Origin of the sequence: Marinomonas sp. S3726 (assembly GCF_000967665.1) — a bacterium.
Taxonomy (GTDB): Bacteria; Pseudomonadota; Gammaproteobacteria; order Pseudomonadales; family Marinomonadaceae; genus Marinomonas.
In genome coordinates this window covers 301,921-325,180 of sequence record NZ_JXYC01000012.1, presented here as the reverse complement: position 1 = coordinate 325,180, position 23,260 = coordinate 301,921, and the positions used below count along the sequence as shown (strand labels likewise).

The following is a 23,260-nucleotide window of genomic DNA, read 5'->3' as shown; positions in this document are numbered from 1 at the left end:
CAAAAACAAACATATACTTATCAAGTGGATAACACCAATTCAGTTCAGAATGCGAGCAATATATTTCAACTTTCACATAATGAAATTTCTTTACCGTATATTCGCCTTTATTAATTGATAAAAAACATAGGTCTATTTAGAGTTAGTAAATCTGAGTACGGACCTGTAACAAGACGACTCAGATTTACTACCGATAAGAATATTTAAAAAATAGGTTGAAATAGATTTATGGCTGACGTAAAAATTGGGTGGCGTGACCGCATTTTAATGAATATTAGTTTAGAAACTAAGTTCATTTTACCTTCCATCTGTGCATTGTTACTAACACTCTTCCAGCTTTACCAACACTACCAATTAGAAGTATTACTAAAAGAAAATCAAATAGCACACAATGCTATGTCATCATCAAGCCTTGCCGTACTCAGCACTGTAGCAATTGTATTTATCTTTTTGTTGGCAATATCCATTGCTCAAAACATCATGCCTTTATTGAAACATATTATTCGCGTAATGCAGCAAATTGAAGCCGGAGATCTGAATCAAAGAATCGGGTTTTCTGGAAGTGATGCATTTGGCCTTATTGGTGGTGCCGTTGATAGTACAATCAATAAACTCGTGAAATTAATAGAATCGGTTTCGATTGCTTCAAAACAAGTCGCTAACCAAACAAAAGAAATAGATAGGCTTTCTAACTCATCTCAAACTCACCTGTCAGGCCAACATGAAGAGTTGGTACGCTGCTCCGATGCTGTTTTACAGTCGACTCAAACAGCTAATGATTCCGCTCAATATTCAGAACAGGCAGATGAGGTTGCACAAAACTTACACGGCAATATGCAGGAAGTGAATACTCAATCAGAGGAGCTTATCAAGTTAATGGTGCAACTTAGTACTGAAATGCAAAGCTCCTCAAAAGCCAGTACAGAGCTGAGAAACACCTCCCATGAGGTTAAATCTGTTCTTGATGTCATTAATGGTATATCCGAACAAACTAACTTATTAGCGCTGAATGCAGCAATAGAAGCGGCACGTGCTGGCGAGGCAGGTCGTGGCTTTGCAGTCGTTGCTGATGAGGTACGTGGTTTGTCTGTGAGAACTCAAGAAGCGACAATTGAAATTCAAAGCATGATTGAAAACCTAGAAAAAACCTCTGAAGAGCTTGTTCAAAAAGTAGAAAGTGGTGCTAGAGAAGTTCAACATATTTCAGACAATGTAAACGGTTCTAAGAGCAAACTGACTCAAATGACAGAGCTTATTAAAACATTAGCGGATTTAAATAGCGAAAGTGCCCGGTCAGCAACAGCGCAAAGGGAAGCGTCTGATAAGATGTACCATGATGTTAAGCAAATTCAAGAGAGATCTGAATCTTGCCTACAAAACATGAATGAGATTATTAACTCCAAGGTTGTTTTAGTTGATACAGCAAGCCATTTAGAAGTGGCATTAGATGAGTACAATCACAGCAACTAATAGCTCAGAAACTAAAAAGGCTATGTCATATGAACATAGCCTTTTTTATTAACACAGAAGCACTAAAGTTTAGTTACTTTTTCTTTAGTCAGTAATATTTTCTTATCTTTATAAAGTGCTCCTAAGGCCTTTTTAAAAGTCGCCTTACTTACTTTAAATACGGCGTAAATTGCTTCAGGGCTACTTTTATCCGTAATTGGCATCTCACCATTATGATCATCAAGATATTGCAAAATATCACCTAGAATACCAGTTACCTTCTTATAACCAACTTCTTGTAGACTGATATCAATTTTACCATCATCACGAACACGCTTAATGAACGCTGTAACTTTCTCGCCTTTGCGTAACTGACGAAACGCATCTTCAAAGAACAAAACACCCCAAAAACGATTATCGATGACACACTTGAAACCTATGTTTGTTTTATCACCGATAATGGCTTGAACCTTATCGCCTGCTCTATAAGGTGGTTCCTCTCTGTTTAACAGTGCGTCAACACGAGTTGTACCTACTAAACGGTTTGTATTCTGATCTAGATAAACAAACATTAAGTGGGTCTCACCCTCTTCGATTGTATTTTTTTGCTGGCTAAATGGCACCAATAAGTCTTTAGGTAAACCCCAATCAAAAAATGCACCAACACGGTTATTTGCAACACAGGTTAATGCGGCAAACTCACCTACCTGTGCTTTAGGTTCAAGCGTCGTTGCGATTAACTCATCTTCTGAATCTAGATATATAAAAACCTCTAAATCATCACCGACTTTTGTTCCTTGAGGCACATACCTTTTTGGCAATAACACATCGCCAAACTGGTGCGCATCTAGATACACACCAAAATCTTTTTCTCTTATTACGGTCAATGTTTGTTGACGACCAATAGTTGCAGCCATGAATTCTCCGGCATTTTTAAAATTTAAATCTATTTTGATTACTAATTAGCAATCAAATGTTCGTTTATTCTGCGCTTTCAGGCTTTAGACAAGATTGTAAGATGGTTTCTACTTTCTCAAGCCCCATCTCCTCCATTAAGGCAATATTGTCATCTGGAATACCTGTTGTATCACCATAAAATTCTATGGCTTTTTCAACACTCGCTTCTCGAAGCAAATGAATCATTGGGTAAGGCGAGCGATTGGTATAATTTGAGACATCATCCTGCTCAACACCATCAAAACAGTAATCCGGATGGAAAGTTGCAACTTGATAAGTACCTTCGTAGCCTTGTTCAAACATAATATCTTCTGTCATAGCGACAAAGTCTAAATAGCTTTCAAAATCACTAAATAAAGTTGGGAACACAACTAAACTAGTTTCTGTTTCTGTGTTCTCATCTAACCATGCAATTTCTGCCATCAACTCTTCAAGAGCAAAGGCTGTCTTTTTTGATCGAACAACTGATAGACGAATAGAGTCATGCTCTACCTCACGTTTAGCAAAAGGACAAACATTAAGATCAACGATAAAAGACGTCACCCATTTTAATGTTTGCTTGCTAACCAACTCATCTGAGTTTTGCATTTAATTACCTCTAAAATTTATGTGGGCATTTTAGTGGATTTGTCCTACGTGGGTCTAATAATCTTTCAAACAATTGTAAGGTTTTAATAGAATAGTAAACTCTCCGGCCTCATTTACATTAGATATGCTGATTTAGCCCAAAAAAAAGGGTATTATCCGCAACCTTATTTAGTCAGATCAAACCATTATAGAGACCATTAATGTCCTTTTCAGAATTAGAATTAGATCCAACCATCGAACAAGCCATCATTCAACTTGGCTTTAAAGAACCGACAGAAATTCAAAACCAAGCAATTCCTGTGTTAATGGATGGAGAAGATTTATTGGCGAGTGCACCTACAGGTACAGGTAAAACCCTGTCTTTTTGTGCACCAGCAGTACAGCATATTCTGGATCGTGATGAGGCTTCAACTAATGCACCTAAGGTACTTATTCTTGCGCCAAGTCGTGAACTAGCTCGTCAAATTTTTAATTTGGTACGTGAGCTATTAATCCATACTCGTATTCAGCCTCAACTTATCGTTGGCGGCACACCTTACGGCATGCAACAGCAACAACTGAGTGAAGACTGCGACATTCTTGTGGCAACACCGGGTCGATTAAAAGAATTAGATGACAAACAATGGCTTGATTTAAGTGATGTTAGCTACTTTGTCATTGATGAAGCTGACCGTATGCTTGATATGGGCTTTGCTGACACTATTACGGCATTAGTTAAAGAATTGCCAAAAAACCGTCAGACAGCAATGTTATCAGCGACTTTGGATGGCGATAAACTGGGTCAGCTTGCTGATAAGATTTTTCAACAAGAGCCAGAAACGCTGCAAATTAATGACTCAACACGTACTATTCCTTCTCAAATTAAGCAAGTTGCTTACCGTGTTGATGATGATGCTCATAAAGAAGCCATAGTAAAACATCTTCTTAAGCAGGAAGGTGTTCAGCAAGCATTACTCTTTGTTTCAAATAGAGACCACGTTGACGTATGGGTTAATAAAATCAGAGCCCTTCACATTATGTGTAGTGGATTACATGGTGAAATGAAGCAAGGCGATCGAAGTGAGCATATGAAACAAATGCAGAAAGGACGTCTTCAGGTTTTGGTTGCAACGGATGTCGCAGCGCGAGGTATAGATTTACCTGAGATAAATACTGTCATTAACCTGCGCTTACCGCAAAAGTCAGACTCATATGTACACAGAGCAGGTCGTGCATCTCGTGATGGAAACCCTGGCACTTGTGTATCTTTAGTGGATAGTACGGATCTCGCTATGATGGAGAAGATCCAACGATACATGCAATCGTCTATCAAGTTTGGTCGCATTGAAGGCTTAGAAGCCAAAACAAAAGTTCGTTCTCCTGCTGCAAAAAGCAAAAAGAAAAAAGCGCCGAAACTTGATAAAAAAGCAATTAAAGCGGCAGCAACAGCTGAAGAGAAAAAACAACGTAAAATTCAGCGCAAAATTAATCTTCAAAAAATGAAGAAAGCACTGAAAGATTAGTCATAAACCAATTATAAGTGAGGGTGATATTTCACTCTCACTTTAAGCTAATTCTATCGCTATGATTCATTACTTAATAATTTGTTTAGCATTATGTTTTTCCGTTACAGCTAGCGCAGAAACGACAAAAGTACGATTAGTCACTTCAGAGTTTGCCCCTCTTCAATACGGCAATAACAACCCAAAAGGCTATGTTGTAGACCTTTTAGATAAACTCAGGCCAATTTTACTTAAAAAGCATAATATTGAATTAGGTAATATTGAGTTTTTCCCATGGCGCCGAGCAATTCAAATAGCCTCGAATGATAAAAACACCCTCTTTTTCTCTCTATCGAGAACCCCACAGCGAGAAAACAAATTTATCTGGATGGCTGAAGTTTCACCTTATCGCCAAGCGATCTTTTCATTAGAAAAAACAGACAGAAACCAATCAGAAACGCCCTTTAATAACTGGCAAGAACTAGTCCACTCTCACCGAATACTTGCCATACAATCCGGTAGTCAGCTTCAAAACTATGTTTCAACAGATTTAGCCATGCTAGATGAGCAACTTTACCCTGTTCCACACTATTTAATTGCAATAAAAATGTTATTCGCTGGTCGTATCGATTTCTTGCCGTTAACAGAGTTTTTGGCTAAAGGCACCTTATGTCGAAGTGGCTACCCGAGTGAAAGGTTAAAGTATAACTTTACGATTAATGAGTTTGCCAACCCTTTGTGGGCGGCGTTTAGCCATAACACTGATAAAAAAGTCATCAATTCAACTCGTCATGAAATGCTTAAAATCAGTCAATCGAATTGGTATGAAACACATCAAAATGACGTTATAGAGAAATGGAACCAAGAGCAGTGTCGTAATCTTGCAAGAGCCAATTAATGCTTGATTTTTTCAGGTCGAGAGGACTAAAAAAGGCACTCAAAATGTTTGAGTGCCTTTTTTTAAACTTGCTTGCTTTTTAACTTAATTAAAAAGCAAAGCCTTATTTCTTTAGCTTTTCTGAATCTAATGTGTGATTCATTTTCTGTGCTTTAGTCTCAAGATAAAGACGGTTATGATCGTTTACATGAACACCTGTTGGTAAAATCTCAACGACATCAATACCATTCTCTGCCATTTGCTTTGCTTTATCAGGATTATTGGTCAAAAGACGAATCTTAGTAACACCAACAGCTTTAAGCATTTTTGCTGCAATCGCAAAATCCCTGTCATCCTGAGGCAAATGCAGCATTTCATTAGCTTGGTAAGTATCATAGCCCTGATCTTGCAGGTCATAAGCATCAAGTTTTGCATACAAGCCAATCCCACGGCCCTCTTGACGTAAATAAAGAATATAGCCAGCTTCAAGGTCAATCTTATCTATTGCTTCATCTAGCTGTTCGCCGCAATCACAACGACCCGAACCAAACACATCACCCGTTAAGCATTCCGAATGGATTCTTACTAAGGGTGTTTCGTTGTTTTTTTCTTTGCCATCAAAATGAATAGCAATATGTTCTTTACCTGTCTCATCACCAGAAAAGGAAATAAACTCGGCCATAACATCACCTGCACGGACCGGAATGACGACTCGACGTCTTTCTTTCAACTCACTCATATATTCATCTCTACCTTGATTGCCATGACATGCAATTAATCTAATGAAGGCATAATGGGGTTCATTTTTAGTTTTTAAAGTCGTAATTTCATTTTACTTAGCTTTATAAGGCCTTAGCTCATTATAAAAACATCGCATATCATACTTAGACTAAGGAGTTACCTTGACTGTCTTCGTTAAGTGCTCCAATGGTAAACTTGTTCTATCAATTACCTTCTGCATCAAAAAGCTTGAATGCACATCGGTCACACCAGGAATACGTAGTAATCTCACCAATAGAAACTCCTGATACTTGTCCATATCTTCAACCACAACTTCAACTAAATAATCAGCAGAATGTCCTGTAACCAAACTCAGAGATTTTACTTCAGGGTAAGAGGTTAAACTTGATTCAAATAACTCAAACCTATCAGGTGTATGACGATCCATACTCACTTGAATAAATGCAGTTAGCTTTAAACCTAACATTCTCTGGTCAAGCAAGGTAACTGATTTAGTGATAATACCAGACTCTTCGAGTGACTTAACCCGCCTTAAACAAGGTGACGGCGATAAACCTACCTTATCGGCCAATTCCTGATTAGTTAAGCTAGAATCTTGCTGAAGTACCTCAAGTATTCGTATATCCATTGCATCCAACATAGGTTATCACCATAAAATTTCAACATTTAAAAATATACCGCAATAATATTGCCAAAATAACTATTATTTTTATAAAAACGCAATTTTTTATCCATAAAAAAAGGTTAAACTAGCTTACACAACATAAGCATATGAGTTTAAAGAGATTATCCATCTCAAGAATGACTATCTAAAGGGATAAAGGAAAAATAATGAGTAACTTCGACCACACAAAATACCGTCCGTTTACACCAGTCAGTTTGCCTGATCGTACTTGGCCTGATAAAACCATTACTAAAGCACCTATTTGGACCAGTGTTGATCTACGTGATGGTAACCAAGCACTGGTTGAACCTATGACGGTAGAACAGAAGAAAGAACTGTTTAAATTATTGGTTGATGTTGGTTTTAAAGAAATTGAAATTGGATTCCCTGCTGCTTCTCAATTAGATTTTGACTTTTGTCGCTGGTTAATTGAAGAAGATCAGGTGCCTGCTGATGTAACCTTACAAGTATTAACTCAAGCTCGCCCAGAGTTAATCGAACGTACATATGAATCTTTGATTGGCGCGCGTCGTGCCATTGTACACGTCTACAATTCGACCTCGACAACTCAGCGCGAACAAGTTTTCCGCATGGATAAAGAAGGCGTAAAAAGCATCGCTGTAAACGGGGCTAAGTGTGTTAAAGAGTTCGCAGAGAAGTACCCGGATACTGAATGGGTTTTCCAATACTCTCCAGAAAGTTTTACTGGCACAGAAATGGATTATGCGGTTGAAGTTGTTGATGCCGTAACAGAGGTTTGGCAACCAACACCTGAAAATAAAATCATTATTAACCTTCCTGCTACAGTAGAAGTCTCTACGCCTAATCGTTACGCAGATCAAATCGAATGGTTCTGCCGTAATGTTGCGAAGCGTGATTGTATGTATGTCAGCTTGCACACACATAATGACCGTGGTTGTGGCGTTGCCGCTGCCGAGCTTGGCATGATGGCGGGTGCTGACCGTATTGAAGGTACATTATTAGGTAATGGTGAGCGTACTGGTAATATGGATGTTGTTACCATGGCAATGAATATGTATAGCCAAGGTGTTGATCCAGAACTTCAACTTGGTGATATGGACCGTATAGTAAGCGTTGTTAAAGCAGTTACAAACTTACCAGTTCACCCAAGACACGCTTACGCAGGCGAATTAGTTTTCACTGCTTTCTCAGGTTCACATCAAGACGCTATCAATAAATGCTTGGCTAACCAAACAGCGGATAAGCCTTGGGATGTTGCCTATCTACCAATCGACCCAAGAGATTTGGGTCGTACATACCAAGAAGTGATTCGTGTAAACAGTCAATCTGGTAAAGGTGGTGTTGCTTACACCCTAGAACAAGAGCATGGTTTAGCCTTGCCTCGTTGGTTGCAGGTTGAGTTCAGCCCTGTTGTTCAAGTTTTTGCAGAGCAAGACGGTGGCGTTGTAAATGGCGATACCATGAAGCAATTGTTTGAAGATACTTATTTAACAGGTAATTCACCTTATAAACTAGGTAAGTATGAACTGCAAAAAGATGGTTTAGATACAGTTCGTGCAGACTTGGCTATTGATGGAGAGATTATCAGTATTCATGGTCAAGGCAATGGTGCCCTATCCGCATTCAGTCAAGCATTGAGTACACACTTCAATCTTAAGTTAGATGTTGTTCAATACCAAGAGCATGCTCTAACTGGTAGCACAGACTCTCAAGCTATCACTTATGTTCAAACTAACATTAATGGTAAACGCTATAACGGTGTCGCGATAGATGAAGATATCGTATCAGCATCAATGCAGGCATTAATTGCGACTGTTAACCAATATACAATTGCCAATTAAGCTCAAAATGTTGCCTAGGCTATCTGTTACTTACATAGACATTTGCCTTTAGGTACAAAGCTTAAAAACTATCACCGGCTCAATCTAAAAGGTTGGGCAGGTAAAAAAAGAATGCTTGGTAGCATAACAAGTTTTTAAGTTTAAACAGGACGTTAAAAACTTCATAAAAAAGGTCGCTCACAAGGCGACCTTTTTTAATTACATCTCATTTTTTATAGACTTAATCTGGTTGTTTTACTTTTCTTAAATAGGGTTTTACCGTTTCCCACCCATTAGGATAAATTTTTGCCGCCTCTTCATTATTTATTGCTGGCACAATGATCACATCTTCACCCTGTTGCCAGTTAACGGGAGTTGCAACTTTATGTTTTGCAGTTAACTGCATTGAGTCTATTACTCTCAAAATTTCGTCAAAGTTACGGCCCGTGGTCATAGGGTAAATCAAGATTAACTTAATGTTTTTATCTGGCCCTACAACATAAACTGCCCGCACAGTGGCATTTGTCATGGCTGTACGACCTTCAGCAGAGCCAGTTTCATCAGCAGGGAACATATTATATAACTTGGCCACACTTAAATCTGTATCTGCGATAACGGGGTATTTGACGCCAGCACCACCAACATCCTCAACATCTTTTAGCCATTTTTCATGGTCTTCTTTTGAGTCGATACTTAGCGCAATAATTTTAGTATTACGTTTGCTAAACTCTTCCTGAATATTTGCCATATAACCAAGCTCTGTCGTACACACAGGTGTAAAGTCCTTAGGGTGTGAAAATAAAACCGCCCACTGATCACCAATCCATTCATGAAAATCTATCATTCCATGGGTTGTATCTACTTTAAAGTTTGGCGCTTGATCGTTAATACGTAATGACATCGTCTTATCCTTGGGTTAGTTAAACTATTATTTTTATTTGTAAGCTCTTAACTATAGACGCTTATTTTAAAAGGCGTCAGCTTTTTTAGGCTGTCATAAACCCTTCTTAGAACTGTCACTTTTTATTCATATTGCCTTTTTAATATACCAATATAATCGAGAGAGTAGGACAGGTTATGAATATTATCAGCCGTACAGATATGCACCTGTTTCATTGGTTGTTTAGAAAAACAAACCATAAGAATTGCACCTTAGTTAGAGCAGTTTCTCACACTGGTGATGGCCACTATTACTTAATATTAGGGATAGTGCTTTGGCTCTTTGAACAAGAAGATGGTGCTATTTTTCTTTACACAGCACTGTTAGCTTATGCGCTAGAGCTTCCCCTGTATCTGGTATTAAAAAAGCTCTTTAAACGGGATAGACCCTGCGACAGTTTAGCTAACCTTAGTGCTCATATTTCACCTTCTGATAAATTTAGCCTGCCATCTGGGCATACTGCAGCGGCCTTTCTGATGGCCTATTTACTGGCACATTATTACCCATCTGTTACCTATTTAGTTTATACCTGGGCCAGTTTGATTGGTTTATCACGTGTATTGCTCGGGGTTCACTACCCTACTGACATTCTCGCTGGAGCCATTCTTGGCTTAAGCATGTCAGCAGCAGGCCTTCACTTATATGTTATCCTGACTTAATGACGGAGTTGTATGAAAATTTTTTATGGTGTTCAAGGTACAGGTAATGGCCACATCAGTCGTGCCAGAGTATTAGCTAAAGCCTTTAACCAAAGAGATGACATAGAAGTCGATTACCTATTTACAGGTCGTGATTCGGATAAATACTTTGATATGCAGGTATTTGGCAATTACCAAACTCGACAAGGTCTAAGTTTTAAGACTGAAAATGGCACCATAGCTAAATGGAAAACCTTACAGTCTTTCAAACCAAACCAATTTTTTAATGACATCAAAGCACTTGATTTAACGGGTTATGATCTCGTCTTAAATGATTTTGAACCTATTAGTGCTTGGGCAGCAAAAAAACAGAAAATCCCTTCAATAGCAATAAGTCACCAAGCTGCCTTTCTTAATCCAATTCCACAAGAGGGTAACTTTTTATATAGTCAATTATTGTTAAAACAATTTGCTCCTTGTGACATTAAGTTAGGTGTACATTATTACCACTTTGGTCACCCTATCATTCCTCCTTTTGTTGATGATCAAGGGAGTGATGAGAGGTCTGAAAAAGATATACTTGTTTATTTCCCATTTGAAAATTTAAAAGAGATCCGCCGACTACTGCTCCCTTTTACAGGCTATCGATTTCATTGTTTTCACCCAGAATTAAAACAAGACTTTGATCAAGGCCATATCCACTGGCGTAAAACCAGTAAAGAAGGCTTTCATGAAAAGCTGGTATCTTGCGGTGGCGTCATTGCAAATGGAGGCTTTGAGCTTTCAAGTGAATGCTTAAAGCTAGGAAAGAAACTCTTGATAAAACCACTGCATGGTCAATTCGAACAATACTCAAATATTGTATCACTGCAAAAAATGGGGCTTTGTCATACTATGCCAACGCTGGATTCAGACTCAGTCAAAGCTTGGTTAACCGAGAATCAGCCTGAAGCAGTTGGGTTTCAATCTGATCCAGCTTTATTAATCGATTGGATAGTAAGCAAAGAGTGGCATAATACGAAAAATATCTGCCAACAGCTTTGGAAAAACGTGCACTTCCCAACTTCAGTCAAAAATAAACTTGGCATTCACGATACTAAAATAACCTAAACAATTATTTTTACATTAAACCTTCTACAGACGGACATATGTATAAAGTGTCTCTAATGACATTCATTATGAGACCTTTTCTTACTTTTAACATATTCCTCTTTGCGAAACACTGTATTAGCAAGAACTACATTTTGTTACCTGAAAATCACAACTCAAATAAAAAATAAAATCACTTTTAATAGGCTTTAAAATCACTAACCCCTTTTATAGTAAGGGCTACAAATAAATTTCTTCCTAAAACCCAACTTAGAAAACACCTTTTATTTGATATTTATCAATAAAAACAATCAGTGAATCCCATTCACATACTTTCAAAAATTAAGGCTAAATATTACATAATTTATCCTAAATGCGGCTAAATACGTACTTTTTAAGTTGCTTATAACTTTTATTATAATTTTAATGAAATCATGTAGATTTAGAAAAATTTATACAATAAAGTATGGCTGCTAGATGAAATAACACTTTTTTTATAGGGTTTTTCCCAGCCAAATCTATAGCAAAAACTCATAGTTAAAACCGTTCAGTGCAAAATAAGTTTAATCTAAGGAAAGCTTAAATTTACTCTCTTTCAGCCATAAAAATTGCAATTAACTTTTTCTAAGGTGAATTAGGTCTATTTATATCTTTCCCTCAAGGATCTATTTAGAGAGAAATATGTTTAGCCATTCTTTAAAAATAAAAATTAGTCTAATCGCAACTGCTGCCGTTCTTTTTACCAGTGTTGTACTCACCTTGTTTTCTACGCAAAAACTTTCAACTGCGATGGAACATAGCATGTACCAACGTATTGGAAGCATCTCCAATACAGTAAGTGATAGTGTTGAAACCTGGATAAACTCCAAGCATCAAATACTTAGCTCTCTTGCTGAGCAACCGTTAGATGAAGGAGTCTTTGTAAAGCAGCTTACAATGGCGATCACGGCGGGTAACTTTTCTTCTATCTATGCAGGTTTAAATGATGGAACTCGAGTTGGAACCAATGGTTTCACAAAGTTCGTCAACAATTATGATCCACGCCAACGCCCTTGGTACAAGAAGGTAACATCTTCTGGTGAAATAGAGCTGATTGGCCCATATAAAGATGTTAATACACAAGAAATGACCTTTACCATTGCTAGACCGATTTACGAGTCAGGCAAGATACAAGGGGTTATGGGTGTCGATTTAAAAATTAAAGATTTATTCTCAGCAATCACCAATGTTGAGACAGGTAAAAATAGCCATATCTTTTTACTTAATGGCGAAGGCCAAGTTATCGCCCACAAACAAAAAGATCTCATTCAAAAAGATGTCGCTGATTTATATCAAGCCTTCTCCAAAGAGAAGTATCAAGCAGCACTTAATGAAAGCGCTTATTTAACTTTGAATAGCCAATCAGGTAATAAGATTCTTCATTTCTTACCGATTAAGGATTCTTCATGGGTACTTGGTGTAGAAGCAGATCAAGCAACAGAACTCGCTGAGTATTGGGAAACATTTTATACCCTAATGCTAATTAGTATTGGCTTTACGTTAATTGCTGTCTTTATGGTTAATTGGTTAGTCAATATTCTATTTAGAGATCTATTCTCTCTACGCAAAGCGTTAAATGATATTGCTAATGGTGATGGAGATTTAACACGAAGAATTAATATAAAAAGCCGTGATGAAGTTGGTCTAGTTGCTAACGACTTTAACCGTTTTACTGATAATGTTCACCAGATCATTCAACACTTAGGCGAAGTATCTAAAGGGGTTGCAGGACAAGCAGATTCACTTTCCCACTCAGTTATTGAAAACCGTCAGCATATTCAACAGCAGATGCAAAATACCCATGAGGCTTCTAATGCTGCTGAAACGCTTAATGAGTCGACCAACCTAATTAGTAACAATGTCGAGACAACCACTCAGCAAATCTCTAGTACTTTACGTCTAAGTGAGGAAGGGATTGTGCAAATGAAGTCTAGTCAACAGTCTATAAACTACCTCGCAAATAAACTAACCGATGCCAACGAAGTTGTGACTGAACTTAATACTCAAGCACAAAGTATAGCGGGTATCGTTTCAACCATTGATGATATCGCCGAACAGACCAATTTATTGGCACTTAACGCTGCTATAGAAGCTGCTAGAGCGGGTGAAGCTGGCCGAGGTTTTGCTGTCGTTGCAGACGAAGTACGTAGCCTATCAAGTCGAACAAGTGATTCGACAACAGAAATTCAAACTATGATTGCCAATGTGCAACAATCCTCTATGAAAGCGGCAGAGCTCATGCGCGACAGTGCTGAACTTGCGACAGGTAGTGTGAGTGAGGCGGATCAAGCTCAGAAAATGATTGATGGCATTATGATATCTGTACAAGAAATTGAACAGATGACACAAAAAATATCGCTTGCGACTCAAGATCAAGTCCGAGTCCGTGATGACATTAGTACTCGTACAACCAATATCAGAGACTTAGCCGATAAACTGTCAGATGAAGCAGTATCAACCGAAAGCCAAGTAGATGAATTAAATCGTTTATCATCAAACTTACAACAAGAAACCAGTAAATTTGTTGTATAAATTGATGTCAAAAAAAGGGAATAGACATTTGCTCTATTCCCTTTTTATTTAATTACAGTCGATTTACCTTAATCAGTAGCGTTCAACCATACATCAGTAGCTTGAGCGGCTTTCTTTTTACGTTTTTTCTTCCCCGTTCCTTCTGGCTTAGCCATTGGTTTATCAAGCTTAGGAATAAGACTTTGGTCCACTTCAAAACCTTCCACTTCTTCCCTTTCTAAACGGATTTTGTTCTTTTTCTCTATCACTTTAAAGTGGTGATAGTCTTCATGATCAATTAAAGATAAAGCTAAACCGACTTCACCCGCACGACCACTCCGACCAATACGATGCATATAGTCAGAGGGGCTTCTAGGTAAGTCATAATTGATAACCACTGGAAGCTTTTCAATATCGAGTCCACGGGCAGCAATATCGGTTGCAATTAAGACATCTATTTCACCTGCTTTAAAGGCATCCAGCACTTTATTACGAGCGCCCTGCCCCTTGTCGCCATGGAAAACATCAACATAAATACCACGTTTTGAAAGTTTGTCAGCAAGGTGCTCACAAGCATTTTTTGCATTGACAAAAATAAGTACCTGCTGCCATTGATGCTCTTTAATCAAATGAGCGAGTAATGCTGTTTTTTGTCCTTGATTAACGCTAAACACACGTTGTACTAGTGAACTTGCATCTGCACTCTGTAATTGAATCTCAATAGGGTCTGTGAGTAGTGTTTGGGTTAATGTTTTAACTTGATCTGGAAAAGTTGCTGAAAACAATAAGGTTTGCCTTGATTTAGGCAAAAGCGCTAACACTTCATTGATTTCATCTGTAAAACCTAAGCTAAGCATGCGATCAGCTTCATCAAGCACTAACGTTGAAACCTTATCCAACTTCACTGCATTTGAAGAAATTAAATCTAACAATCGCCCAGGTGTTGCAACTAGAATATCCGCACCACCTCGTAAAGCCAGCATTTGAGGGTTAATAGATACGCCACCAAAAACACAAACAGTCTTAACATCACCATTAAGGTGGCTAGCATAAGACTTAATACTATCCGCAACCTGTTTGGCAAGCTCACGGGTAGGCACTAAGATCAAACTGGTTACAAAGTTTCCCTTATTCGTTTTGCTCTTTGTTATATCTTGTTTTGAACGATAAGTATTTTGCAGCAAAGGCAGAGCAAAACTTGCGGTCTTACCTGAACCTGTATTGGCTCCTGCGATCAAATCTCGTCCTGCAATGATATGAGGAATCGCATCAATTTGGATTGGTGTTGGCTGCTGATAGTCCAATTCAATCAGCCTATCAAGCAAAGGTTGGATAAGATTTAATTCGGCAAACTTAGTTACTACACTTGTGTTCATTTAGATAAGGGCTCAAAGCTAAAATAATAGGCGCGCATTCTATCTTATTTAGTGCCTCACCAGCTAATTTTAAGCAAAAAGTTATCGCTTTTTACAAAAGCATTTTATGAATATCCTTCCTATTAATATGGTTAACTCTTAATCACTTCATTTATCAAAAATCTACCTAAAAACGTCATAGTGAAATTAGCCTGGCTCGCAAGCCTAAATCTATATATGACAATTAGATTTTCGCGTATTTTTTCTATTTTTCCCCCTTTAGAAACTGTTATTTTGTCGCTTTCAGACTATTCTGAGCTGATGTTAAATTTAATGATTGACTCGGAGATTCTTTAGGGCGTACATTTGCCAAAATTTTAACCCATCAACCAAAGCCATCGGCCCATTACCTGTTGAGATCTTAGCCCATGACTGCAACACTTCTTTCTTTACTCGCACTGTTTACCAGTGGTTTTGTGATCTTTTTGAGCCATGGATTAATCAATATCCTATTGCCATTAAGATTGAGTATAGAAAACGCCAGCGCCGGTAGTATCGGTATGATTATGTCCATGTTTTCCGTGGGCTTATTGTTAGGCGGCATTTACACGCGACGATTGATTATTCGTGTCGGTCACATTCGAGTTTACAGCGCCTGTGCTGCACTTGCTGCTATTAGTATCTTGATATGCTACCTATGGCTTAATGAGTGGGTATGGGCGGTTATGCGTATTTTAATGGGCTTTTGTATTGCTTCTACCAACATTGTTTCTGATGGTTGGTTAAGTGAAAGAGCCACCAGCGAAACACGTGCACGTATTTTGGCGACCAATCAAATTGTTGTCTTGCTAGCCATGTTCCTCGGATCTTTCATGATCAACTTGGCAGATATCAGTGATGCCACTTTGTATATCATTGCCGGTCTTTTACTTTGTGGTGGCGTCGTTCCTATTGCTATGGGTAAAGCCACAGCACCAGAAGTCGAAGATACAGCACCTATGCCGATAATAAAGTTAATTAAAACGTCACCAGTTGGTGTGACAGCTGTGCTTATTTGTGGCTTTGTCTTAGGGTCATTATTAAGCATGTTACCTGTTTATGCGGGGTCTAAAGGTATTGCAGGGTTAAACCTATCTTTGCTTGTAGGTGCAGCGATCATTGGCGGTGTGGTTTTACAGCTTCCAATAGGCTATTTAGCCGATCGATTTGAGCGTCGTAAAGTCATGCTTAATATCGTGCTCTTCTCAATGGTTTGTACCTTAATAACGCCTTATATTTTAGACTTTGACCTTTTCATTGTGTCTCTGGTGTTAATCAGTTTAAGTAGTGGCATTGTTTCAAGCTTGTACCCGTTAGGCATTGCTGAAACCTTCGACCGTTTGCAACAGAATGAAATGGGTAGTGCCATTGGCGCCATGATTATTATATATGCCAGTGGAGGTATCATAGGGCCTTATACTGTTGGTTTGGTCATGCAGCATATTGGCGTGGACTACTTTTTCACCTCTTTAGCAATAATGCAGCTAGTTTTTGCCTTCTTCATTGTTTATCGAAGCCGAGTTCGACGTTCGATTCCAACCGAACAACAAGAGGCTTTCGTTGCACAAGGTGGCGCAACCGGTTGGGTAAGTACCGAGCTTGACCCTCGTACTGAATATGTTGATACCGTTACTTTGAGCCCAGAGGCTCAAACTGCTGTCGATATCGCCATGATAGATCCAAAGCTTGCTTTAAAGATGGTGAGTATTTTAGCCAAAGCGGACCCTGATCATATTCTAGACATTGCTAAAGCGGTGGCTGGTGTTGAAGGGGTTGATGTAACAGAGCTATATCAAAGGGTAAATAGAGAAGACCCTGATAATCAACAGGAATTGATTCAAACCATTATCACAGCAACACCAGATTCAACCACAGACCTGGTTAATATGGTCTTTGAAGAAGCGGAGTCTGAAGATATTGCTGAACTTGCCACTGTGATGACAGAAGCTGACCCTGAACACAGTTTGGAAATTATCGAAGCGGCAACAGAGGCAGTTATCGAAGATAACCCAGAAGTGGTTGTCGAGATCGCCGAAGCTTACGCAACGAGCGCGGCAACTAACCTTGAAGAAATGCGTTATGCCGATCGTCTTGCCGATGATGGTGATGTGGAGCAGACCATTACGGATATGGTTGAAATGATTGCAGAGAAAGCACCTGAGCATGCTGAAGATGTAGAAGCGGTTATTCCTGACATTGATCCTTTCGTTGAAGTGAGTGATGACCTTGACTCGGACGATAACCAACCAGCTGAGTCCGAAGAAGAAGCGTCTCTCGATCAAGAAGAAAGCACTGAATCTGAGGAACTTGCAACAGAAGCATCTGAAGAAGCTTCTAAAGGATCAGCAACAGATACGCCAGATGATGTTTCATTAGATTCAAACAGTGACTCTAAAGAAGCGCTTTCAGACAAAAAAGACGAGCCTAAAAGCTAGCGTTAGGCTTACTAACCTGAAAATAACAAAAACGCCTGCTCACATGAGCAGGCGTTTTTGGTTAAGCCCTTTTAAAAGAATGGTTTCAGTTTAATTCGCCGCCGCACGGGTAAGATTTGCTAATACATTAGAAATTTTAGTGATTACTTGATCACAACCTTTAATCGCATGCCTCTCTTTGAGATGAGCTGGTGCATTATAAGTTACCCAAGCTTGGCCTTTATCATCTTGCCAAAACAAGGCTTTTTGCGGCAAGTCTATTGCGACGGTTTTAGAGCATTGCATTAAGGGTGTACCAACTTTAGGGTTACCGAAAATAATTACCTGAGTTGGCACCAACTTAAGCGCCACCTTCTCAGCATTTTGCTCATGATCTACCCTAGCAAATACATTAATCCCCTTCTTCTTTAAAATAGTTTCAAAACGGTCTGCTGTTTGCTTCACCGTATGCTGGCTTTTAATACTCACTAAGCCTACCCCATGATCATCCGCAATAAGCCCAGAAGAAAGTGAGAGAGCCAAAATGCTCGCTGAAATGTATTTAATCATAGATCTAACATCCTTTTGTTTGTTTTAACCTCATTCAATCGCAATTTAGAATGTACTAAAAAGCTCAGATTTAACCTTGGATGTTATTTAGTTAAGTTAGTTCTAATTTAACAGCAGATAGTTAACATTATTGTAAAAAGTGGCATGATCTGTCTTTGCAAACAGAGGTAAGAAGGAGATTAAATTATACATCCATCATAAAACCCTAAACACAGAAGAAAGCATTTATGAAAGGTGTGTGCCTAAATCAAATCAAAATAGACATATTAAATACTATGAGTTGATATTTATGCTCGGCCTAGCCGGGTTATTTTTACACTGATTCCTCATAAGCAAGATTAATTGCGCCAGCTTAACACCCAACACCAAAGATAACTAAGCAAGCACAATTAACCATTGAGACTTTCTTTTATGCGACTGAATCACCTACCGTACCATTTTCCTTTATTTGCTTCTCTGCTTGTGCATACATATCTCAAGCCTCATTAAATTGGCTTTATTCGGTGTTATAGGTTTTTCTATTACCTATAACAATTGGGCTAAAAGACGTTTTTAATGGCTTTTAGGTTTTGTTATGGGCTTGATGGCAGGGAATGATTGAGTGCCCTTCCTCCTATTTCTATTTAGTATTGCTGCTCTATAAGGAATTCCATATTATCAGCATTTTGCTTTGCTTTTTGTTTATTCTCAGCCCGTGCAAGTGCTAGAGCTGCCACATTACCATATGCATGGTCATCAGTATTAAGTACATTATGGGAGGCTTCATGTATGATTATTCCAGACATTGAGTCTGCCCCATAAAGTGGGCTTGCAAAATATGCATCCTGTAAGTATATATTTGGATTTCCGAATGATGTCCATCCAAAAGCACCATCATTATCGTCATCATACATAAAGCCATCAAATTTCAACAAAAAATCGAGTATTTGTTGGTATTGCCCAGCAACGATCTCTAATTGACGTTGTGTAGAAACGCCTAAATACAACTGAGCTAAATCCACAGCTGAACCATCCATTAATTGACTTATTACTCCCTTCAATGATCTTATAGCTGCTTGCTTACCTGCTCTAACGTCTCTAGCCTGACTTTGGTTTAACGCATATGTGGCTCGTTGAACTACAGCCTTAGATTCGCTCGTACCTATTTTGCCTTGAAAGGCCCTCAGCGGCCTCACTAGTGAGAAATTGTTTACCATTGCCGGAATTTTTCTTTGCAATATGGCTTCTTGTCGATTATCCACAAACCCAAATGCTTGCTTTACATCATTTTTCTTCTGAACAACCGAATGAGCAAAAGCCCTACTTTTATTCTCTTTTAGCCTCTCTACTTGTGCATACATATCTCATACCTTTTTAATTGGATTTTTGTCATTATTCGCTTAAAAGTGCTCCTGCGTTTTAGCATTTCCGATATCCCTATCGGTCTAGGCTTTCCTTCATTACCTATAACATCCCAGTAATCCCCCCAAATAGGGCGGTGGATTTTATTCGAGCTATCTCATTATCACTTTATGGTTCAATAACACTCGATGTGGGTGTTATTGAGCCATGCTCTTTTAACGCTACTGTCCCTATAACTCTAACTCACCCCCCAAATAAAACTCATGTAATCCTCTTCATTATTCAGGCAAACCGCTTAATTACCTCCAGCTAAAATTAACGCCCTTTGTACCCAAACTTTCTTATGCTTTACAGCACAGAGTTATCATTAATCGTCACCCCATTTACCGCTTTGGCAGGCTTAACTAAGCCTTTTATTGATTGCGACACTTGAGCGAGCTTGTGAGGCAGAAAGCAGTTATAGACCAGAACGAATCACTGTCACTGCAATAAACTAATAGCATTTAGCTTTAGGGGGTGATGTGCGTGCGTAAGGAGCTGAAATTGAAATTGAAGAGTCTTTGGGGCTACTACTATGTTTGGCAAGCGGTTGTCACAAACTATGGTTCAAGCTGGATGTTTGTTGTGAACTTTACGGATGAAGGCCCTGCTGCCGCTACTTAACTAATTCAGTCATGATTATTTTGAAATCACCAAAGCATGCTGAAGATGTAGAGTCTGTTACTCCTGAGATTGATCCTTTCAATGAAGTTAGTGATGGCTTTTAAGGTAAGTAATTTAAATAATGCTTAATTTAAAACACACGATATTTATCGTGCGTTTTACTTTGTTATGAAACAATCTTTAATTGTATTTAGTCGAATGCAATTGCTTCAACTTCAAACATCAAACCAGGAACAGCAAAGCGCGTCACTTCTACTAATGTCATCGTTGGGGTTGCACTAACTTGCCCGAACTTTGCACCTAAAATATCAAAGTTCTTCATCGTTTCATCCACATCTGTTGTGAAAATAGATAGCTTACTAATGTTGGTCAGTGTCATCTCTGCATTATTTAATACAGCGTCTAGATTATTTAGCGCTAAATCCATTTGCATACGCATATTTTCAAGATGTTGTGGATTGCCTTTATCATCAACGCTGGTTTGTCCTGAGCAGATTAACTGTCTTTTAACGTCTTGAATAATTTCACCTTGGTTATAACCAAGTGCTTGTGACCAGTTCCATGGGTTAACAGCCGTACGTTGCATTATGAGTCTCCTATTGTTGATTGATCGATGCGATGTTTAAGTTTTTCATCCGCACCCTTCACGCTATATTTGCGTTGAAACAATAGTGACACTGACGACTGACAACCCTATGTCAGTAACCTTTATGAATGCCAATGTTTATATAATTGCGCCGAAAAGTCTTTTAGCGCTGATTTAATCGATTCACCACTAATTACCTCAATATCATGGGTGTACTGTAAAAGCCAACGGGCCATATACTCTGGCACCGGGGTTAAAAATCGCATTAACACCCCTCTTTCATGTCTTTCTTCACTGATAAAACCAAACATATAACGCTGCTCACCCACAAAACGAGCAATGTCAGAACTAAATATTATCTCTACTTCTTCTAATTCATCTCGCCCTGGTTTCTCATTCAAATACTCTTGCAAGGTTAATCGACTATGTTTAGCAAATTGCTCTGATTGAGGTTGAAAAGCACTGACACGATCTAATCTAAAGTCACGATACCCTTGGCGTAGACGACACCAAGCAATGAGATGCCAATGCCAGTTATAATAAAACAAACCAATTGGCTCGATATTCCTAAGCGTTATTTGATCGCTATTCAAAGCCATATAATCAATTGCTACAACTTGTCGTCGAATCAGGACAGTACGACACTCTCTTAACCACTTATCACTACTCGCTAACATGCCTCCTTGATTTACTTCTTCCTTATTTTGTTCGCTTGTTTTTTGGATCTCATCCATCGGAAACTGACTTCCTGTCGGAAAGACTTCAATATCACCGTCAAAAGCATTTAAGAAATCTTTATCAGCATTATCAATAACTGATCTGATTTTATTTAGCGCAAGTTTAAAGTCTTTTAAGGAATCATTATCTAGGCTTGAGACTAAAAGCTTTTCTCCTAATAAAAGAGAGGCCGCTTCATCCAATGTAAAGCTGACTGGCGGTAATCGATAACCTTGTTCAATAAAATAGCCAACACCCGCTTCTGCCCCAATAGGGACGCCGGCATTCTCTAAGGTTCTTATATCTCGATAAATAGTGCGTTCAGAGACATCAAAATGCTCAGATAAAAAGCGAGCAGTTACGACTGAACGGGTTTGTAATAACAATAAGAGGGAAGTAACGCGATCAAAACGATTCATGATTTTATAATTTAATCTGAAGAAGTGGCTTATGGTTATCCTAACCAGCAAGAACACATAATGCCACGACCTCAAAAGTTTACCAGAGCCTTTTACTCTTCAATTAAATGAGTCACCACTTTTGGATTATTATGCAGAGTTCTGTGAACAGGACATCGATCAGCGATTTCCATCAACCTTACCTTTTGTTCTTCTGTTAGAGCGCCAACTAGCTGGACTTTCCTGACTAATGCTTCAATCTGACTTCCCTTTTCTGCCGCATGGTCTGCATCGTCTAAGTAATTCCTATCATGGAATAAGCTAACCTCCACATGCTCAAGTGGCAGCTTTTTATGATTAGCATACATTCGAATAGTCATAGCAGTGCATGTACCTAACGCGGCTAGAAGGTGCTCATAAGGGTCAGGACCAGAGTTTTGCCCTCCCACCTTAGTTGGTTCGTCCGCAAACCATTGATGATGATCACTAAAGACCTGTTGTTGAAATTTATGATCTAACTCGGCCACACTAACATGGCCACTCGCTACATCTGGCCTTTTTGTCTCAGCGATAGGAATATAGCGACTTGCCCATCCCGAAATGGTTTGGGCAACATATTCACTATCAGCAGGTTTAGATAATAAATGGTCCGCAGTATCAAGACTCACAAAGCTTTTTGGGTGTTTAGCTGCTTTATAAATTTTCTCAGCATCACTAATATCAACCGTTAGATCCACAGGAGAATGTAAAACTAATAATGCTTTATTTAGATGTTTAATATGCTCAGTGGTTTGATTATTAAGATCATCTAAGAATTGTTTTTTTATAGTAAATTCACGCATACCAAGGCTTACTTTCGCTTCGCCTGTACTTTCAATGGTCTCTATATGCGCATCAAAATTGTGAATCACATGACCCGCTTCATGGGGTGCACCTATTGTCACCACCGCTTTTACTTTTGGAAGCTCTGACGCCATAGCAAGAACGGCAGCGCCACCTAAACTATGGCCAATAAGAAGCTCTGGTGCCTGATATTTCTCTTCTAAGAAGCTTGCTGCTGCTAATAGATCTTGAGTATTAGATGAGAAATTTGTATTGGCAAAATCACCATCGCTGTTGCCCAAACCGGTGAAATCGAATCTAAAAACAGCAAACCCATGTTGTACTAGGTAGCGGCTTATGCGAGAAGCGGCAGCGATATCCTTTCCACAAGTAAAGCAATGGGCAAATAGTACATAAGCACGAATAGCCTGATCTGGGCTTTCAAGCAAACCTGCAAGTGTTTGTCCCTGGCTTGAAAACTCTAGTTTTGTTCTCATCAAACGTCCCCTATTAGTTTTAACATTTAAATCTATCTAGTTAGTGATTCCATTAAGGCACCCAAAGTTCCCCTAAGATTCA

General features: G+C 38.8%; 19 protein-coding genes. 8 read left to right on the top strand and 11 right to left on the bottom strand.

The genetic code is table 11. The annotated features are described in order from the left end of the window. Positions 1 to 228 precede the first annotated feature (228 nt). Entirely contained in the window at positions 229 to 1,470 is a 1,242-nt protein-coding gene (locus tag TW85_RS12050) for a methyl-accepting chemotaxis protein (RefSeq protein ID WP_046017358.1), read from the top strand. 62 nt (positions 1,471 to 1,532) lie between these two features. On the opposite strand, the gene TW85_RS12045 is transcribed toward TW85_RS12050, so the two are convergent. Then, on the bottom strand, positions 1,533 to 2,366 hold the full coding sequence (locus tag TW85_RS12045; RefSeq protein ID WP_046017357.1) for a S1-like domain-containing RNA-binding protein: 834 nt from the start codon (positions 2,364 to 2,366) through the stop codon (positions 1,533 to 1,535). Positions 2,367 to 2,430: 64 nt separating this feature from the next. Further along, positions 2,431 to 2,994, bottom strand: a complete 564-nt coding sequence (locus TW85_RS12040; protein WP_046017356.1) for a DUF1415 domain-containing protein — start codon at positions 2,992 to 2,994, stop codon at positions 2,431 to 2,433. Between the two features lie 200 nt (positions 2,995 to 3,194). Here TW85_RS12040 and TW85_RS12035 point away from each other — a divergent pair, with 200 nt between their 5' ends. Both TW85_RS12035 and TW85_RS25475 read left to right on the top strand, forming a co-directional pair. Next, positions 3,195 to 4,496 (top strand): DEAD/DEAH box helicase, encoded by a 1,302-nt coding sequence (locus tag TW85_RS12035; protein ID WP_046017355.1) that lies wholly within the window; start codon positions 3,195 to 3,197, stop codon positions 4,494 to 4,496. 61 nt (positions 4,497 to 4,557) lie between these two features. Continuing rightward, positions 4,558 to 5,373, top strand: a complete 816-nt coding sequence (locus TW85_RS25475) for a transporter substrate-binding domain-containing protein (protein WP_052702122.1) — start codon at positions 4,558 to 4,560, stop codon at positions 5,371 to 5,373. 103 nt (positions 5,374 to 5,476) lie between these two features. On the opposite strand, the gene ribA is transcribed toward TW85_RS25475, so the two are convergent. Then, positions 5,477 to 6,091, bottom strand: coding sequence for a GTP cyclohydrolase II (gene ribA, locus TW85_RS12025; protein ID WP_046017354.1), 615 nt, complete (start codon positions 6,089 to 6,091; stop codon positions 5,477 to 5,479). Between the two features lie 150 nt (positions 6,092 to 6,241). Beyond that, on the bottom strand, positions 6,242 to 6,733 hold the full coding sequence (locus TW85_RS12020; RefSeq protein ID WP_046017353.1) for an Lrp/AsnC family transcriptional regulator: 492 nt from the start codon (positions 6,731 to 6,733) through the stop codon (positions 6,242 to 6,244). 191 nt (positions 6,734 to 6,924) lie between these two features. On the opposite strand from TW85_RS12020, the gene leuA reads away from it, so the two are divergent. Continuing rightward, positions 6,925 to 8,580, top strand: coding sequence for a 2-isopropylmalate synthase (gene leuA / locus TW85_RS12015; protein ID WP_046017352.1), 1,656 nt, complete (start codon positions 6,925 to 6,927; stop codon positions 8,578 to 8,580). A gap of 220 nt (positions 8,581 to 8,800) precedes the next feature. On the opposite strand, the gene TW85_RS12010 is transcribed toward leuA, so the two are convergent. Next, positions 8,801 to 9,460, bottom strand: a complete 660-nt coding sequence (locus tag TW85_RS12010) for a peroxiredoxin (protein ID WP_046017351.1) — start codon at positions 9,458 to 9,460, stop codon at positions 8,801 to 8,803. A gap of 176 nt (positions 9,461 to 9,636) precedes the next feature. On the opposite strand from TW85_RS12010, the gene TW85_RS12005 reads away from it, so the two are divergent. From TW85_RS12005 to TW85_RS11995, 3 genes are all read left to right on the top strand, one after another. Then, on the top strand, positions 9,637 to 10,158 hold the full coding sequence (locus tag TW85_RS12005; RefSeq protein ID WP_046017350.1) for a phosphatase PAP2 family protein: 522 nt from the start codon (positions 9,637 to 9,639) through the stop codon (positions 10,156 to 10,158). 12 nt (positions 10,159 to 10,170) lie between these two features. After that, the gene (locus TW85_RS12000; protein WP_046017349.1) at positions 10,171 to 11,247 is read left to right on the top strand and encodes an MJ1255/VC2487 family glycosyltransferase; all 1,077 of its coding nucleotides are present in this window, start codon (positions 10,171 to 10,173) and stop codon (positions 11,245 to 11,247) included. A gap of 660 nt (positions 11,248 to 11,907) precedes the next feature. Further along, entirely contained in the window at positions 11,908 to 13,797 is a 1,890-nt protein-coding gene (locus tag TW85_RS11995; protein WP_046017348.1) for a methyl-accepting chemotaxis protein, read from the top strand. A gap of 68 nt (positions 13,798 to 13,865) precedes the next feature. On the opposite strand, the gene TW85_RS11990 is transcribed toward TW85_RS11995, so the two are convergent. After that, positions 13,866 to 15,152 (bottom strand): DEAD/DEAH box helicase, encoded by a 1,287-nt coding sequence (locus TW85_RS11990; RefSeq protein WP_046017347.1) that lies wholly within the window; start codon positions 15,150 to 15,152, stop codon positions 13,866 to 13,868. A 407-nt stretch (positions 15,153 to 15,559) separates the two neighbouring features. On the opposite strand from TW85_RS11990, the gene TW85_RS11985 reads away from it, so the two are divergent. Continuing rightward, positions 15,560 to 17,605: an MFS transporter gene (locus tag TW85_RS11985; RefSeq protein WP_046017346.1), complete on the top strand. Its 2,046-nt coding sequence runs from the start codon at positions 15,560 to 15,562 to the stop codon at positions 17,603 to 17,605. A gap of 90 nt (positions 17,606 to 17,695) precedes the next feature. Here TW85_RS11985 and TW85_RS11980 read toward each other — a convergent pair whose 3' ends face one another. The 5 genes from TW85_RS11980 to TW85_RS11960 form a co-directional block, all read right to left on the bottom strand. Beyond that, positions 17,696 to 18,154, bottom strand: a complete 459-nt coding sequence (locus TW85_RS11980; protein WP_046017345.1) for a DUF302 domain-containing protein — start codon at positions 18,152 to 18,154, stop codon at positions 17,696 to 17,698. A 623-nt stretch (positions 18,155 to 18,777) separates the two neighbouring features. Next, positions 18,778 to 19,494 (bottom strand): M35 family metallo-endopeptidase, encoded by a 717-nt coding sequence (locus tag TW85_RS11975; RefSeq protein WP_046017344.1) that lies wholly within the window; start codon positions 19,492 to 19,494, stop codon positions 18,778 to 18,780. Positions 19,495 to 20,348: 854 nt separating this feature from the next. Beyond that, entirely contained in the window at positions 20,349 to 20,744 is a 396-nt protein-coding gene (locus tag TW85_RS11970; protein WP_046017343.1) for a RidA family protein, read from the bottom strand. A 122-nt stretch (positions 20,745 to 20,866) separates the two neighbouring features. Next, a complete protein-coding gene (locus TW85_RS11965; RefSeq protein ID WP_046017342.1) occupies positions 20,867 to 21,880 on the bottom strand; it encodes a YafY family protein in 1,014 nt (337 codons plus the stop codon). 92 nt (positions 21,881 to 21,972) lie between these two features. Beyond that, positions 21,973 to 23,178: a bifunctional alpha/beta hydrolase/OsmC family protein gene (locus tag TW85_RS11960; RefSeq protein WP_046017341.1), complete on the bottom strand. Its 1,206-nt coding sequence runs from the start codon at positions 23,176 to 23,178 to the stop codon at positions 21,973 to 21,975. Between the last annotated feature and the right edge of the window lie 82 nt (positions 23,179 to 23,260).